Raw genomic sequence first — 13913 nt, forward strand, 5'->3', positions numbered from 1 at the left:
CTCAAACCTTTATCAGCGCTGATATCGCTTTGAATGCGGATATTCAACCAGATATGGCTGACCGCATCAACATTTTCACGTTTAGCCGTGAACATGCCTAAAAATAGGGATTGGGGCACACTATGCCAGATAAAGCATCAAAAAAAACCAACGGCCTGTCATATCGCGACGCAGGCGTTGATATCGACGCCGGGAATGAGCTGGTCGAACGAATAAAACCAGCCGTTAAATCCACCAAGCGCCCCGGCTCTGATACCGAAATTGGCGGCTTTGGTGGATTGTTTGATCTCAAGGCCGCAGGTTTTGTCGATCCAATCTTGGTTGCGGCTAATGACGGTGTGGGCACCAAGCTCAAAATTGCCATCGATAGCGGTGTTCACAACACGGTCGGGATTGATTTGGTTGCTATGTGCGTAAACGATTTAATCGTGCAAGGCGCTGAGCCCCTGTTCTTTCTGGACTACTATGCCACTGGCAAACTTGAAAACGACGTTGCTGTTGCCGTTGTCGAAGGTATCGCAGCTGGTTGCAGAGACGCGAATTGCGCGCTCATTGGCGGCGAGACCGCCGAAATGCCCGGCATGTATAAAGCTGGCGATTATGATTTGGCCGGGTTTTGTGTCGGTGCCGCTGAACGCGGCCAAATGCTGCCGACCGATGACATCGCGGCGGGTGACGTGATTATCGGCCTTCGCTCATCAGGTGTTCATTCAAACGGCTATTCTTTAGTGCGCAAAATTGTTGAGCTTTCCGGTTTGACTTGGGATGCGCCAGCACCATTTGAAAATGATGTGAGTTTGGGTGAGGCTTTGCTGCGCCCCACCCGCATCTATGTGCGCCAGATATTGGCTGCGCTTAAGAACGGCGCGAAGATCAAAGCCCTCGCGCATATTACTGGCGGCGGCTTCACTGAAAACATTCCACGCGTACTGCCAGACAATTTGGCTGCAAATATCGACCGCTCTGCCATCACAGCACCACCCGTGTTCCGCTGGCTAGCCGATCAAGGCGGCATTGAAACCGACGAAATGATGCGCACATTCAACTGTGGGGTTGGCATGGTGCTGGTTGCTGGTGCAGATCAAAAAGACGCCCTTATCGCTGAGTTGAAGTCTGCGGGAGAAGACCCGCTCATTCTTGGTGAACTTAGCGAACGTGACGGCGATGCGGTTACCTATCGTGGAGAGCTCAATCTATGAGCGGCCATACCCGCATCAAGACCAAGGTTGCGATTCTAATTTCTGGTCGTGGCTCAAACATGCGTACGCTGATTCAAGCTGCGAACGACCCTGCTTACCCCGCTGAAATTATTGGTGTTTTCTCCAACCGCGCCGATGCTGCTGGCTTGGACCATGCTAAGCAACAAGGCATTCAAACGGCTGTTATTTCACATAAAGATTTCGACAGCCGTGAAGCATTTTGTGAAGCACTTGATTCAACACTTGAAGCCTGGGGCACCGAACTCATATGCCTTGCAGGTTATATGCGCATCCATTCCGATGCGTTCGCGCAAAAGTGGGTCGGCAAAATGCTCAACATCCACCCTTCGCTCTTGCCATCGTTTAAGGGCCTCAACCCGCAACAGCAAGCGCTTGATGCTGGCGTAAGAATTTCAGGCGCCACCGTACATGAAGTAACACCTGAACTAGATGCTGGACGCCCTGTGCTGCACGGCGTTGTACCTGTTCTAGACAGTGATGACGCTGAACGTTTGGGCGCGCGTATTCTTAAGGTTGAACATCAGATTTATCCGATCGCCCTAAAGCAATATATTGAAAATAGCGGCAATAATGATGTCGCAGCAGCTGACAAGGCCCAGTTTATTTGGCCCCAATAGGAGCAATGCTTGTGACCCAGACAGTAGTAATTACCGGCGCGAATCGCGGAATCGGTTTGGAATTGGTCAAATGCTATTTGGGCGATGGCGATTGGCACATTGTTGCCACGTGCCGCACACCAGAAAAAGCAGATGCCCTAAAATCACTGGCAGATGATAATCCAAACGTTGAGATCGCTACACTAGACGTTTCTAACGGTGCGTCTGTTGCTAACTTTGCAAAATATATTGGCAACAAAACAGTCGATGTGCTGGTCAATAACGCTGGTGTCATTGGTGGCGATCACCAGTCATTTGGTGATATCGATTTTGACGCGTGGATAGAAACATTTACAATCAACACGCTTGGCCCGGTACGTGTGTCCCAGGCTTTAATCGAGAATGTGCGAAAGAGTGACAACGGCAAAATTGTCACCATATCAAGCCAAATGGGCGCACTCGGCCGTGAAAGTCGGGGCAGTTACGCATATCGCTCAACCAAAGCCGCCGTCAACAAAGCTATGCAGACCTTGTCAGTTGAACTTCGGGATGAAAACATAGCAGTCACGCTATACCATCCTGGTTGGGTGAAAACAGATATGGGCGGCAGCGGGGCAGAAATAACACCACAAGAAAGCGCTGCGGGACTTTTCAAATGCTTTAGCCAACTCACACTGGCAAACAGCGGCAAATTCTTCAAATGGAACGGTGAACCACACGTTTGGTGACCCCATCACAAATAATGATGATCCAATCGTAATTTTCGGTTCGACAAATCCGCAGCTGACCATCATAGCTAAAAGTATCTGATTTATTTGGCGGTGCTTTTCGATGAAACTTCAAGACTGGCTGATCATTATCGTTATGGGGATTATTTGGGGCGGGTCGTTCCTTTTTAATGCCCTGATGATTCGTGAGCTTGGCCCGCTAAGTATTTCATTTGGCCGCGTTGCCATTGCCGCAACCACCTGTTGGATTTTTTATTTCGCAACAGGCAACAGGCTTCCCAAGTTTAGCCGCACCTATGGCGAGCTCTCGCTGATGGGCGTCGTTAACTTTGCAATTCCGTTTGCGCTGTTCCCGCTCGCACAGAAATTTATTGCGGTTGGGGTCGCGGGTATCGCCAACGCCCTCACCCCCATTATGGTGGTTATTGTTTCCCACTTCTGGGTTGGCGGCGAAAAAGCAACTAAACACAAATCACTCGGCGTTATCGCTGCGTTCGCTGGTGTTTCCATTTTGGCCATTCCCGCACTTCAGCAAGGCGGCGACAGCGAAATCTGGGCCCTTGGCCTGATGATTGTCGCGACGCTTTGCTACGGCATAGCCATTAACTGGGCCCGACATTTTCGCGCTATTAATCCCACATTTGTCGCCTGTGTCGCGCTAACAGGTGCATCGATCGCATTATTGCCGTTTGTATTGGTGTTCGAAGGTATGCCGACAATCCAAAATGCTGCGACCTATTGGTCGCTCGCTTATATTGGGATCATCGCCACCGCCATTCCGTTTTTGATCATCTATCGATTGCTCGAACGCGTGGGCGCAACCAACTTTTCAACTTCCACGTTCATTGCGCCAATCTCGGCCATCGGCTTGGGTATTTTGGTGCTGGGCGAACAATTATTGCTTATCCAAATATTGGGCATGATGGCGATTTTTGTCGGCATTCTGATGATTGACGGACGGTTGTTCGCGTGGTTTGGGCGCACAAAGTCTGCAGGATAAATGCCCAAGCCTGTAGCTTACGCCAATCCAGTTTGCGTGATGACTTCCATGCCTTCGGGATGAAGACTGTCACCAGCCATCGCCTTCAATTTGCCTGAGAATGTCTTGAAATACTCCCGAGACTGCATGAGTTCTAGCGCTTCCTGGCTGGTCCATCGCCCAATATGGGTTCGCGTATCCGTGCTACGCGATTTTGTGACGATATATGTAAACCGACCACCGAGTTTTTCGTCAGCCTCAATGGCAGCAACAAATGCTTGGGTGACAGCTTTCCATTCGTCCTCATCACCAGAATATTGATACGAAATAACAATTCCATTCATTTGACTATCCTTTGGTTCCTTCATCAAACTGTCGAACGGCGATGGTCAAATTCGACATTATTTGTAAGACAAGCTCCATTTATCTTCTTGCGCGCGTCGGTTTTGCTCATATTTCCACCATTCTGCCCGCAATGCATTTTGATTCTTGGGAATTGGCTCGTCAGTTCGAACGAATGTCTCAATACGATCCGCACGAAATGCGCGAAAGTCCTGCCGCAATTCACACCAAACCAAAAGCAACCGCTTGAAATCAAAATATGCCAATGAAATGGGCCACACCCGACGCGTTGACCGCTCTCCCTTTTCGTCGCAATAGGACATTTCGACAATTTTTGCGGCTTTGAGCGCGGCCCGCAATTGATGGGAAGTGACTGTCCCCTCAAACCTTTCATTCGATTTTTGCGGCGCATAATATGGAATGTCAAAGAACTCATCCTTCAACTCTTGGGGCAAAACCGCACCAATTTTTGCCACAACATCTTGGGCCGCGACGCGCTGGTCAACGTCGCCATATACCCCAACCCAACGGGCGCCCAACATAAGTGTTTCCAATTCCACGGAGTTGAAAATGAGCGGCGGAAGGTCAAACCCGCCCTCCAACACATAGCCGATCCCAGCTTCGCCACGCACGGGTACATTGATCGATTCGAGGGCGACCATGTCGCGATAGATTGTGCGCAGGTTCACTTCTAGTTCTTCTGCAATCTTTTTTGCCGAAATAGGCTCTCCATTGGCCCGGCGCAAAATTTGCACAATCTGCAACAATCGATCCGCTCTTCTCATTTTTCAGTCCAATGCTGACACCATGCTGTCAGCAGCATGTCAGTATATTGAACGTCATTCAACCATCCAAGGAAAATGAAATGACCATCCAGTTCTTCCAGCCACCAACTGAGCCCGGCAAACCTAACCTAAGTCCGTTTTGCACAAAGCTAGATATGATCTTGCAGCTGTCTGGCGTCGAATTTGATCGGCAGCTTCAAATGAGTCCGATGGAGGGGCCGAAGCAAAAAGCGCCGTTCATTGAAGACGGGGGTGAACGCATAGGCGACACTCAATTTATCGAAATGCACCTCAAAACCGCTTACAACATTGATCTGTTGAACGAAATGTCGCCAATGGATCGTGCAGTCGGTCGCATGTTGATGAGCACGATGGAAGAGCAGCTCTATTTCATTTTGGTCTATTCACGTTGGCAGATTGAGGAAAACTGGCCAATCATGGAAGAGATTTTCTTTGGCAACATGCCAGAACAAGTGCGCAAAGAGATCGCACCGCAAGCCCTTACTATGATGCGCACATCATTGTTTGGCCAAGGCACGGGACGGCACACAGCTGAAGAAGTCTACCAACTTGCTAAGCGGATTATCGACGACACCAGCACGTTGCTGGGATCGAGCGACTATTTCATGAGCAACAAACCAACATCGATTGATGCAAGCATCTACGGCGTTTTGAGCAATTGCGTGAACAATCCAGTTCCCGCACCGCTTGCTGATTATGTAAGGAGCCACCCCAACCTGCTGGCGTTCTTGGATAGAATATCCACGCTATTCTTCCCAAATGCGGACAAAGCGCAACTACAAGCGGCGTAATGCTAGGGGTGGTGTATCTTGCGCCACCCTACCTCGTAAAAAGTGGAATGAACACCACCTTATTGGAGCATGCTATCGACCAACAAGTCGAACTCCAACCCGCCGACCAGCTTCATGCCCCACCCCTCGAAGGCGCGTTCTTCAATATCTTTTTGCATCATTTCTTTCACGCCGGTGTGCCGCGGGTCAGATCGTATGGCGTCCATTAAAGGATGGACCTGATCTGCTTCCCCTTCCAGCACCTGTGCAAAATTTACACCGTTAAATGCCAAAGCGCCGGTCACTGACCGTTGCTCATTCGATAATGATGCTTTGCTCACAATTTTATTGATCATTGCCGGTGTGACATTTGCACCGGCCGTACTGAAATAAAGTAGTCTAATCAATTCTCACCACCCTTTTATACGTTTAACAATTGGGCGGAACATTCAAAGCACAATGCTTGTGCGCTTTAAAACTCAATTCCTGTTACGACTCAAATATTTACAATAACGCGACGAGCTGAATACATGATTTTGCCGAAGTATAGTTCGATTTGTCGAACGTATTGTTCGACTTTGATCAAAATTGAGAATGGGCGGTCAGCAAAATGCGAAAACAAAGCATCAAGGCTATTCTTGCATCGGTACCGTGGGCGAAGAAATGTCGATCAATTGACCGCTTGGGTCTTCAATCAACATGCGTTCTTGCCCGTAAGGCATCGCGGTTGGTGGAGAGACAATTTTTGCCCCAGCGGTCAATGCCAACTTGTGCGAAATATGTACGTCTTGAACGACGAAGGTCAAAATTCCCCCGGTCGCCCGCGCTGCCATTTCGGCGGGTACAATGGGGTTATCAACGTCCAGTATCGCAAGCTCGATCAATGGCCCTGTTTTAGGCACAAGAATGACAAACCAATCGCTGTCAAAATGGCGTTTTAGATCTAAGATTGTGGTGTAAAAATCAGCGCTGGCCGCAACGTCTTTGGCCAAAATTGTATAGAATAGTCTTGAAACATCATTGCTCATCGCGCTTTAAATCCCGCTCCATAACAAACTCATATAGCTCATCCTCACTATAGGCATCCCTTAGCTTGTCCGTCACCTCAAACCCTTGAGATTTATAGAAATTCACAGCTTTTGTATTCACTTCATAGGTTTCCAGTTGCACTTTTTGTGCGTTTGGAAACGCTCTAATTGCCTCGTCCAACAGGTGTTTGCCAATGCCTTTTCCATGATAATCGTGGGCGAGATAAAGGCGAGCCAGATGCAATTCACCTGGCGCACGCTCATACATCAATGCATGTCCTACAATTGATGTCCCATCCAAGGCAACCAATGAACAGATATATTCATCCATTGCCTCTTGCCTCAGTTTTTCTAGGGTGTGCCAGCCAGTGGTTAGGTTTGTAACCCGTTCGACCCCTAAAAACGCGTCATACGTTTCGCGCCAGATATTAAGAAGAGACTGTTTCAGTTCCTCGGCATCACCAACTTCTGAACTTCTAATTTTCATCGCTGAACCTGCCATATGGTTGCGTTTTAGAAACGTGCAATCGAGTAGGCTCAATCCTAACGCGCTATCCGAAGATGAAAAACCTAAATCGCCATCGTCATTTTTATGCTGGTTGGTTCATCCGGTTGCGTTGGTTCTGGTCCCGCCTCAAAAAAACCAACCGCTTTGTAAAATGCAATGGCGGCATGGTTGTCTTCAAAAACACCCAATTCCACATGCTCAGTGCCGGGAAAACAATCAATTGCGGATTTTAGAAGCGTTTGCCCTATTCCCCGCCGTGCATGGTTTTGCAGCACATATAGATAGGCCACCAGCACTGAATCATTTTCACGCGGCAAAACATGGGCATGGCCGACAAGCTCGCCGCTACATTCAGCGACTAAATTGCAAGCGTTATCATCACAAAGCCGTTCGTGGAATTTGCTTGGGTTTAGCCAAAGACTGCAGATTGCATCAAGTTTAGTTGGTGAAATTATCTGCACATAGCTTTCGCGCCACGACTTAATCATCATGACGCTCAGCATTTCGGCATCTGCGGGTTTGGCGGTGCGGATCAAAAACGCTTTATGATCCGCAGCCATTTTTTTAAAGACCCAATTTCGACTTGAGAATTTCGTTTACCGCCTGCGGGTTTGCCTTGCCTTGTGACGCTTTCATCACTTGACCAACAAACCATCCCATCAGTTTTGGATTTTGCTGCGCTTTAGCGACCTGATCTGGGTTTGCCGCAACAATCTCATCAACAATCGCTTCAATCGCGCCGGTGTCCGTGACCTGTTTCATACCGCGTGTCTCAACCAAGGTCGCTGGGTCGCCGCCTTCTGTCCAAACAATCTCAAACAAGTCTTTGGCGATTTTACCAGAGATTTCGCCGTTGGAAATTAGCTCGACGATTCCGCCCAATTGCGCAGCTGACACCGGGCTGGTTGTGACATCTTGGTTCTCTTTGTTCAAACGACCAAACAATTCATTGATCACCCAGTTGGCGGCCAATTTTCCATCACGTCCATTTGCGACGTTTTCGTAGTACGCAGCGCTCTCCCGGTCTGCGACCAAAACACTCGCATCATAGGCGGTAAGGCCAAATTCCTTCATGAAACGTGCGCGTTTTTCGTCTGGTAGCTCCGGCAAGTCTTTTGCCAATTCTTCGATATATGCATCGTCAAACTCAAGCGGCAACAAATCAGGATCTGGGAAATAACGGTAATCATGCGCTTCTTCTTTTGAACGCATTGAACGTGTTTCGCCCAACTTTGGATCGAACAGCCGAGTTTCCTGGTCAATGGTGCCACCATCCTCCAAAATATCGATTTGACGACGGGCTTCGAATTCAATCGCCTGCCCCGCAAAGCGCACAGAGTTGACGTTTTTGATCTCGCAACGCGTACCAAATTCACCCCCTGGGCGACGAACCGAAACGTTCACGTCTGCCCGCATAGAGCCCTGCTCCATGTTGCCGTCACATGTGCCCAAATAACGCAAGATCGTGCGCAGCTTGCTAATGTATGCCTTGGCTTCATCAGCAGAGCGCAAGTCAGGCATGGAAACGATTTCCATCAAGGCAACGCCTGAACGGTTCAAGTCCACAAAGCTCATGTTCGGATGTTGGTCGTGGATTGACTTGCCTGCATCTTGCTCAAGGTGCAAGCGCTCTACGCCGATCTCAACTTCACCGTCTTCGCCCATATCAAGATAGACTTTGCCTTCGCCAACAATCGGGTCTTTGAATTGGGAAATCTGATAACCTTGGGGCAAATCTGGGTAGAAATAGTTTTTGCGGTCAAAAAGCGATCGCTTGTTGATCTTTGCCTTCAAGCCCAAACCAGTACGCACCGCTTGGCGAACGCATTCTTCGTTGATCACGGGCAGCATGCCGGGCATAGCCGCGTCGACAAAACTAACATTATTGTTGGGCGGTTGGCCAAATTCGGTTGAAGAACCTGAGAACAATTTTGATTCTGAAGTCACCTGAGCATGAACTTCCAGCCCCAGCACCATTTCCCAGTCGCCTGTCGCGCCCTTGATGAATTTCTTCGGGTCTGGCGTACGTGTATCAATGAGTTGTGTCATATCGGATCTCTTAATCTGTTGCCGGTTGGCGATAGCTGGCGAGCGAATAGCTGACGAGCTATTTGCTGCGACGGGCGGCGATAACGCCTTTTTCAAAATTCACATTCCAGTCGATCAGGGTGCGCCAAATCAATTCGGCCTGGTCCTCATCAAGTTGTTTTTCCAGCGCGCGAGCACGTACTTTATCGACAACCGCCTCAATCCGCGCCTTATCAAATGCTTCGTGGGGATCCGATTTTATCTCTGCCATTCTGGTCACATAACCGTGCCGTTCAGCAAATAGATTGATCAAGGCTTGGTCTAACCTGTCAATTTCTGCGCGGACATCCTGTTTCGTTTCGCACTCGGCTGGTTTTTTGATCTGGTCTGTCATTGGCCCTTATCCGTTTACCACCACTTATTCGGCGTGAAGTCCAAACCATGTGATTTTTCAATCACGCGGCCTGCGGCGAACAATGTCTCTTCATCAAACGGCTTACCAATCAACTGCAAACCCAGTGGTAGGCCCTGCCCGTCTTTACCTGCTGGCACCGCAATGCCTGGCAATCCGGCCATATTCACTGTCACCGTGAAAATGTCGTTGAGGTACATTTTGATTGGGTCAGCCTTCATTTCCTGATCAGCAACTCCAAATGCAGCAGATGGCGTAGCTGGCGTAAGAATTGCGTCAACACCGTCGTTAAAGACATCTTCGAAGTCTTTCTTGATCAGTGTGCGCACCTTTTGCGCTTGTACGTAATAGGCATCGTAATAGCCTGCGGAAAGCACGTAGGTTCCGATCATCACCCGACGTTGAACTTCACGGCCAAACCCTGCGGCGCGTGTTTGCTCATACATCTCTGTGATGTCTTTACCCGGCACCCGAAGGCCGTATTTCACGCCATCATATCGCGCCAGGTTGGAAGAAGCTTCCGCTGGGGCCACAATGTAGTAAGCAGGCAAAGCATATTTTGTATGCGGCAAAGAAATGTCTTTGATCGTCGCGCCTTCTGCCTTGAGCCATTCTAGACCCTGTAACCAAAGCTTTTCAATCTCAGCTGGCATTCCGTCCATGCGATATTCTTTGGGTACGCCAATCACAAGGCCTTTTACGCCGCGTTCTACCGCAGCTGCAAAGTCTGGAACTGCCATATCAACTGATGTTGAGTCTTTTGGATCAAAGCCACAAATTGACGTGGTCATGATCGCAGCATCTTCAACCGTACGCGCAATCGGTCCCGCTTGATCAAGAGACGACGCAAAAGCCACCGTACCCCAGCGCGAAGCACGACCATATGTTGGTTTGATTCCAACAGTGCCCGTGAATGCCGCGGGTTGGCGAATGGAACCGCCAGTATCGGTTGCTGTCGCACCAGCGCACAACCAACTAGCCACAGCAGATGCCGACCCGCCAGACGAACCACCTGGGACAAGATCAGCGTTTGACCCTTCACCGCGCCAAGGATTGATTACGGGGCCGTAATAAGAAGTTTCGTTGGATGAACCCATGGCAAATTCGTCCATGTTGAGTTTACCCAACATAACCGCGCCATCGTCCCAAAGGTTTTGAGTGACCGTACTTTCGTATTCTGGTTTGAACCCATCAAGAATGTGGCTACCGGCTTGCGTATGAACGCCCTTGGTGGCAAATAGGTCTTTGATGCCCAACGGCACACCTTCTAGCGTTCCGCCCTGACCATTTTGCAGCTTGGCATCACTTTGCTCAGCCATTTCCAGCGCTTGATCCGCAGTCACCGCCACATAGGCATTCAGCGCCTGAGCTTTCTCAATCGCATAAAGATAGGAAGCTGTTACTTCCTTAGAGGTAAAGTCTTTTGCCTTTAGGCCTTTGGCCGTATCAGCAAGTGTCAATCTTGTTAGATCAGTTGTCATCGAATTAGTTCCTCAAACCCGCCCATTACGAGTTCTTTCTCAAAAAAGGCAGAATGCTCGCTATCCGGATAATCCAGCACTGGGCCACATTTGTTAAACCCAGCATTCTCATATAATCGGTAAGCGCCGGCATAGCCTTCGCCAACACCAGTTTCAAGCACCAGCCGTTTATGTCCGCTCACCCGGGCTTTGTCTTGAATGGCGTTGAGCAACCGCACACCAACACGTTTGCCGCGCATTTCTGGCAGCGTAAACATGCGTTTGACTTCGCCAAGACCATCACCGTGATCCTTAAGCGCCCCAAGCCCGACGGCACTGCCATCATCATCGCGAGCGACAAACACCGTTGTTGTATCATCTGCCATATCTTCTACCGTCATGCAGAAATTAAATTCGGCAGGCGCTAACGGTGCAAGATGCGCATTTAATGCGGCGATCAACTCGCGCACATCATCCTGCAATGGAGATTCAACATAAACGGTCACCGGCATAGTTGTTACTCAACAACCTTTGGCACCATGAAGAAATTATCTTCAGTCAGCGGCGAGTTCACGACAATCTTGTCCGGATAACCACCATCGGTGACCTTATCTTCACGACGGCGCAAAGCCATCGGCGCGACAGATGTCATCGGCTCAACGCCGGTAACATCAACTTCGGAAAGCTGCTCCACAAAGTCCAAAATGGTGTTGAGCTCATTTTTGAGATTATCAACATCATTATCTTTGACTTCAATACGGGCAAGCCGCCCAATACGTTTTACTGTATCGGCATCGACCGACATATGAGAACTCCTCGAAAATTCAGGAAAGATTATTTGCGCTTTTAGCAACGCCAGTGGGGCCTGACAACCAAAAGACGTACGAATTTTACCGATTTAACCATTCAACTGATACTCATATCAATCCGTGAGCTATTGCGTCATGTAACATTGGCAATCATTGTGGGCGCAAGAGTTGCATACAATTGCACCACCCAATTCGAATATGAGGACCAATATGTCAGTTTTTTCAATGGTTTTAGTTGCGCTAATCGCTTTGCTACATTTCTACATTCTTTGGTTTGAAATGTTCGCCTGGGAAAGTCGTGGTCCAAAAATTTTTCGCAGCTTCCCCGCTGACCTATTTACCCCAACAAAGGCAATGGCTGCCAATCAAGGACTATATAATGGTTTCCTCGCCGCAGGCTTAATCTGGTCTTTGATGATTGGCGATGCTGAATGGGCGAAAAATGTTGCCCTATTCTTCTTGGGGTGCGTGTTTATTGCAGGTGTCTATGGCGCGCTGACAGCATCAAAGAGAATATTGTATGTGCAGTCTGTACCAGCACTAATCGCAATTCTTCTGGTGATGTTCACCTAGAAGTTGAGACTAAAGCTCAATAGCAAACCCCCGCTCCAACAATTGCAGACGCAACTTTCCCGCTTTTTGAGTGAAGACAGACATGTCTAGCTTGTCCTGATCGGTGATTGCCAGCAGCAATTGTCGTGCGCCGGAATTCTCCAAATCAGCCACGCGCTGCACTACATCATCGAAACATGCGCTAATCAGCACAGCGGCACCCTCAATCTCTTCTGATAGATTCTCTAACGGGTCTTTGTTTCCGGCGATAAGAATCAATCGCTCGTCAGGCGGCGCGTCTAATACAAACATCTCACCCAAACGAAAATAGGAGTTTGCAACCTCCATCTCATCAATTAACCGACCAGTTGAAACCCGTTGGAGCTCTCCATTATAAGGCAAAAAGGGATCTAATTGTGTGTCGTCTATGATGACAGCATTTGCTGTCAGCTCAGCATTAGCGATACCTTCGTCCGCATGATCGGAATAAAAGGCGAACTGTTGGTCGCCAAACGCCACGCGAAAACAATTACTGCCGAACCATGTAATGCGCATGAGATATCCTATTCACTTGAACTTACTTGGCTGAGAAGCTAGGGAACTTTCACCTTGAATGCCAGCAAAAGAGCGCCCCTTGTCACAAGTTGATCAATTTACGCTAGACGCACTGCCAACCACTGGTCGCCTTATTGGCTTGGACCTGGGAACAAAAACAATTGGCGTTGCCATTTCTGACGGTTTGCAGATGACCGCAACGCCCAACGAAACCATAAAGCGCAAAAAATTTGGTTTGGATGCCGAACGTATTTTGGAGTTGATCAAGGAAAATGCCTGCATTGGTGTTGTCTTGGGATTGCCGCTCAACATGGATGGATCTGAGGGCCCGCGCGCGCAATCAACCCGTGCCTTTGCACGAAACTTTATGCAGAAGTGCGACCTCCCTTTGGCTTTTTGGGACGAACGGCTGTCCACCAGCGCTGTTACACGCACCATGATCGAGGCTGACATTTCTCGTGCCAAACAGGCCAAAGTAGTCGACAAATTGGCGGCAAGCTACATCCTTCAAGGGGCGCTTGATCGCCGTCGAATTTAGACCTCCCATATTGGTCGTTTGACGGTGTTGTGATTGTTGCTATGGGCGGTAGGCGCCTGAGCTAGTGGAACGCCCAGCATCAATCGCACAGCTCTCGAGATCAAAATATAACGTGATTTTTGAAAACTGCGTCGGAACTCTTGTCGGACTTAGCCGTTTATCTAAAAACAGGAGACTTTCAAATGACCAAACATGATACCCACACTGAAGAGAAAACAGTTGTCGAGCCTACCGAAGCCCGTCAGGGGCGACCAACCTTTGCGTTACGCATTTTGGTCATTTCAACGGCGGTTCTCGTTCTTGCTTTCTTAGTTGTATCTTTCTTTACTCAGACCAGCGCGGGATAGACAAAACGTCGAGTTTTACGGAGAGGCGCGATGCAAGCAAAATCTAAGGCCCAGCAAAAAGCCGCCGGAGCAGCCCTTGCTGCAAAGCGCGGCGAAATTAAAGAAGGCGAACTTCAAGGCGCGTCAAAAGAAATGTACGAAACAATGACGCAAGATGAGCTGGAGGACTTAGCGTCCACCAAAAATGATGGACTTCCGGATAAAAAGGAATAGCGAGACTTAATTTGCGAAATTC

Annotated in this window: 21 protein-coding genes; 9 read left to right on the plus strand and 12 right to left on the minus strand. The window is 49.0% G+C overall.

What is annotated here, in order from left to right:
- Positions 1-122 precede the first annotated feature (122 nt).
- The 4 genes from purM (at position 123) to ACSHWX_RS14350 (ending at position 3544) form a co-directional block, all read left to right on the plus strand.
- Positions 123-1199, plus strand: a complete 1077-nt coding sequence (gene purM, locus ACSHWX_RS14335; RefSeq protein ID WP_435668911.1) for a phosphoribosylformylglycinamidine cyclo-ligase — start codon at positions 123-125, stop codon at positions 1197-1199.
- Positions 1196-1837 (plus strand): phosphoribosylglycinamide formyltransferase, encoded by a 642-nt coding sequence (gene purN, locus ACSHWX_RS14340; protein WP_435668912.1) that lies wholly within the window; start codon positions 1196-1198, stop codon positions 1835-1837. The genes purM and purN overlap by 4 nt, the downstream gene beginning before the upstream one ends.
- Positions 1838-1848: 11 nt before the next feature.
- Entirely contained in the window at positions 1849-2544 is a 696-nt protein-coding gene (locus ACSHWX_RS14345; RefSeq protein WP_435668913.1) for an SDR family oxidoreductase, read from the plus strand.
- 103 nt (positions 2545-2647) lie between these two features.
- Positions 2648-3544 (plus strand): DMT family transporter, encoded by an 897-nt coding sequence (locus ACSHWX_RS14350; RefSeq protein ID WP_435668914.1) that lies wholly within the window; start codon positions 2648-2650, stop codon positions 3542-3544.
- 17 nt (positions 3545-3561) lie between these two features.
- On the opposite strand, the gene ACSHWX_RS14355 is transcribed toward ACSHWX_RS14350, so the two are convergent.
- Together ACSHWX_RS14355 and ACSHWX_RS14360 are read right to left on the minus strand one after the other, a co-directional pair.
- A complete protein-coding gene (locus ACSHWX_RS14355; RefSeq protein WP_435668915.1) occupies positions 3562-3867 on the minus strand; it encodes a putative quinol monooxygenase in 306 nt (101 codons plus the stop codon).
- A 57-nt stretch (positions 3868-3924) separates the two neighbouring features.
- Positions 3925-4650, minus strand: coding sequence for a helix-turn-helix transcriptional regulator (locus tag ACSHWX_RS14360; RefSeq protein ID WP_435668916.1), 726 nt, complete (start codon positions 4648-4650; stop codon positions 3925-3927).
- An 80-nt stretch (positions 4651-4730) separates the two neighbouring features.
- Here ACSHWX_RS14360 and ACSHWX_RS14365 point away from each other — a divergent pair, with 80 nt between their 5' ends.
- Positions 4731-5462: a glutathione S-transferase family protein gene (locus ACSHWX_RS14365; protein WP_435668917.1), complete on the plus strand. Its 732-nt coding sequence runs from the start codon at positions 4731-4733 to the stop codon at positions 5460-5462.
- 59 nt (positions 5463-5521) lie between these two features.
- On the opposite strand, the gene ACSHWX_RS14370 is transcribed toward ACSHWX_RS14365, so the two are convergent.
- From ACSHWX_RS14370 to gatC, 9 genes are all read right to left on the minus strand, one after another.
- Positions 5522-5848 (minus strand): BLUF domain-containing protein, encoded by a 327-nt coding sequence (locus ACSHWX_RS14370; RefSeq protein WP_435668918.1) that lies wholly within the window; start codon positions 5846-5848, stop codon positions 5522-5524.
- A gap of 225 nt (positions 5849-6073) precedes the next feature.
- Positions 6074-6469, minus strand: a complete 396-nt coding sequence (locus ACSHWX_RS14375) for a VOC family protein (RefSeq protein WP_435668919.1) — start codon at positions 6467-6469, stop codon at positions 6074-6076.
- On the minus strand, positions 6459-6956 hold the full coding sequence (locus tag ACSHWX_RS14380) for a GNAT family N-acetyltransferase (protein WP_435668920.1): 498 nt from the start codon (positions 6954-6956) through the stop codon (positions 6459-6461). The genes ACSHWX_RS14375 and ACSHWX_RS14380 overlap by 11 nt, the downstream gene beginning before the upstream one ends.
- Positions 6957-7039: 83 nt before the next feature.
- The gene (locus tag ACSHWX_RS14385; RefSeq protein WP_435668921.1) at positions 7040-7537 is read right to left on the minus strand and encodes a GNAT family N-acetyltransferase; all 498 of its coding nucleotides are present in this window, start codon (positions 7535-7537) and stop codon (positions 7040-7042) included.
- Between the two features lie 4 nt (positions 7538-7541).
- Complete coding sequence (gatB, locus tag ACSHWX_RS14390; protein ID WP_435668922.1) at positions 7542-9026, minus strand: Asp-tRNA(Asn)/Glu-tRNA(Gln) amidotransferase subunit GatB; 1485 nt, start codon at positions 9024-9026, stop codon at positions 7542-7544.
- 58 nt (positions 9027-9084) lie between these two features.
- The gene (locus tag ACSHWX_RS14395; RefSeq protein WP_435668923.1) at positions 9085-9399 is read right to left on the minus strand and encodes a chorismate mutase; all 315 of its coding nucleotides are present in this window, start codon (positions 9397-9399) and stop codon (positions 9085-9087) included.
- 14 nt (positions 9400-9413) lie between these two features.
- The gene (gatA, locus tag ACSHWX_RS14400; protein ID WP_435668924.1) at positions 9414-10898 is read right to left on the minus strand and encodes an Asp-tRNA(Asn)/Glu-tRNA(Gln) amidotransferase subunit GatA; all 1485 of its coding nucleotides are present in this window, start codon (positions 10896-10898) and stop codon (positions 9414-9416) included.
- On the minus strand, positions 10895-11389 hold the full coding sequence (locus tag ACSHWX_RS14405) for a GNAT family N-acetyltransferase (RefSeq protein WP_435668925.1): 495 nt from the start codon (positions 11387-11389) through the stop codon (positions 10895-10897). The genes gatA and ACSHWX_RS14405 overlap by 4 nt, the downstream gene beginning before the upstream one ends.
- Before the next feature lie 5 nt (positions 11390-11394).
- A complete protein-coding gene (gene gatC / locus ACSHWX_RS14410; protein ID WP_435668926.1) occupies positions 11395-11682 on the minus strand; it encodes an Asp-tRNA(Asn)/Glu-tRNA(Gln) amidotransferase subunit GatC in 288 nt (95 codons plus the stop codon).
- Between the two features lie 214 nt (positions 11683-11896).
- Between gatC and ACSHWX_RS14415 the strand changes: the two genes are divergently transcribed.
- On the plus strand, positions 11897-12259 hold the full coding sequence (locus tag ACSHWX_RS14415; RefSeq protein WP_435668927.1) for a DUF1304 domain-containing protein: 363 nt from the start codon (positions 11897-11899) through the stop codon (positions 12257-12259).
- 9 nt (positions 12260-12268) lie between these two features.
- On the opposite strand, the gene ACSHWX_RS14420 is transcribed toward ACSHWX_RS14415, so the two are convergent.
- A complete protein-coding gene (locus ACSHWX_RS14420) occupies positions 12269-12793 on the minus strand; it encodes a hypothetical protein (protein ID WP_435668928.1) in 525 nt (174 codons plus the stop codon).
- A gap of 58 nt (positions 12794-12851) precedes the next feature.
- On the opposite strand from ACSHWX_RS14420, the gene ruvX reads away from it, so the two are divergent.
- From ruvX to ACSHWX_RS14435, 3 genes are all read left to right on the plus strand, one after another.
- Positions 12852-13331, plus strand: coding sequence for a Holliday junction resolvase RuvX (gene ruvX, locus ACSHWX_RS14425; protein WP_435668929.1), 480 nt, complete (start codon positions 12852-12854; stop codon positions 13329-13331).
- A 182-nt stretch (positions 13332-13513) separates the two neighbouring features.
- Positions 13514-13678, plus strand: coding sequence for a hypothetical protein (locus tag ACSHWX_RS14430; RefSeq protein ID WP_435668930.1), 165 nt, complete (start codon positions 13514-13516; stop codon positions 13676-13678).
- Positions 13679-13708: 30 nt separating this feature from the next.
- Positions 13709-13891, plus strand: coding sequence for a DUF3008 family protein (locus ACSHWX_RS14435; protein WP_435668931.1), 183 nt, complete (start codon positions 13709-13711; stop codon positions 13889-13891).
- The last annotated feature ends 22 nt before the right edge of the window (positions 13892-13913 follow it).

The organism is Maritalea sp., from assembly GCF_051251695.1.
Taxonomy (GTDB): Bacteria; Pseudomonadota; Alphaproteobacteria; order Rhizobiales; family Devosiaceae; genus Maritalea.

What these genes read in the sequence shown, in the direction of transcription:
- purM (WP_435668911.1), top strand. Translation starts at nt 123, where the DNA reads ATGCCAGATAAAGCATCAAAAAAAACCAACGGCCTGTCATATCGCGAC.
- purN (WP_435668912.1), top strand. Translation starts at nt 1,196, where the DNA reads ATGAGCGGCCATACCCGCATCAAGACCAAGGTTGCGATTCTAATTTCT.
- ACSHWX_RS14350 (WP_435668914.1), top strand. Translation starts at nt 2,648, where the DNA reads ATGAAACTTCAAGACTGGCTGATCATTATCGTTATGGGGATTATTTGG.
- ACSHWX_RS14355 (WP_435668915.1), bottom strand. Translation starts at nt 3,867, where the DNA reads ATGAATGGAATTGTTATTTCGTATCAATATTCTGGTGATGAGGACGAA.
- ACSHWX_RS14360 (WP_435668916.1), bottom strand. Translation starts at nt 4,650, where the DNA reads ATGAGAAGAGCGGATCGATTGTTGCAGATTGTGCAAATTTTGCGCCGG.
- ACSHWX_RS14365 (WP_435668917.1), top strand. Translation starts at nt 4,731, where the DNA reads ATGACCATCCAGTTCTTCCAGCCACCAACTGAGCCCGGCAAACCTAAC.
- ACSHWX_RS14375 (WP_435668919.1), bottom strand. Translation starts at nt 6,469, where the DNA reads ATGAGCAATGATGTTTCAAGACTATTCTATACAATTTTGGCCAAAGAC.
- ACSHWX_RS14380 (WP_435668920.1), bottom strand. Translation starts at nt 6,956, where the DNA reads ATGAAAATTAGAAGTTCAGAAGTTGGTGATGCCGAGGAACTGAAACAG.
- ACSHWX_RS14385 (WP_435668921.1), bottom strand. Translation starts at nt 7,537, where the DNA reads ATGGCTGCGGATCATAAAGCGTTTTTGATCCGCACCGCCAAACCCGCA.
- gatB (WP_435668922.1), bottom strand. Translation starts at nt 9,026, where the DNA reads ATGACACAACTCATTGATACACGTACGCCAGACCCGAAGAAATTCATC.
- ACSHWX_RS14395 (WP_435668923.1), bottom strand. Translation starts at nt 9,399, where the DNA reads ATGACAGACCAGATCAAAAAACCAGCCGAGTGCGAAACGAAACAGGAT.
- gatA (WP_435668924.1), bottom strand. Translation starts at nt 10,898, where the DNA reads ATGACAACTGATCTAACAAGATTGACACTTGCTGATACGGCCAAAGGC.
- ACSHWX_RS14405 (WP_435668925.1), bottom strand. Translation starts at nt 11,389, where the DNA reads ATGCCGGTGACCGTTTATGTTGAATCTCCATTGCAGGATGATGTGCGC.
- gatC (WP_435668926.1), bottom strand. Translation starts at nt 11,682, where the DNA reads ATGTCGGTCGATGCCGATACAGTAAAACGTATTGGGCGGCTTGCCCGT.
- ACSHWX_RS14415 (WP_435668927.1), top strand. Translation starts at nt 11,897, where the DNA reads ATGTCAGTTTTTTCAATGGTTTTAGTTGCGCTAATCGCTTTGCTACAT.
- ACSHWX_RS14420 (WP_435668928.1), bottom strand. Translation starts at nt 12,793, where the DNA reads ATGCGCATTACATGGTTCGGCAGTAATTGTTTTCGCGTGGCGTTTGGC.
- ruvX (WP_435668929.1), top strand. Translation starts at nt 12,852, where the DNA reads ATGCCAGCAAAAGAGCGCCCCTTGTCACAAGTTGATCAATTTACGCTA.
- ACSHWX_RS14430 (WP_435668930.1), top strand. Translation starts at nt 13,514, where the DNA reads ATGACCAAACATGATACCCACACTGAAGAGAAAACAGTTGTCGAGCCT.
- ACSHWX_RS14435 (WP_435668931.1), top strand. Translation starts at nt 13,709, where the DNA reads ATGCAAGCAAAATCTAAGGCCCAGCAAAAAGCCGCCGGAGCAGCCCTT.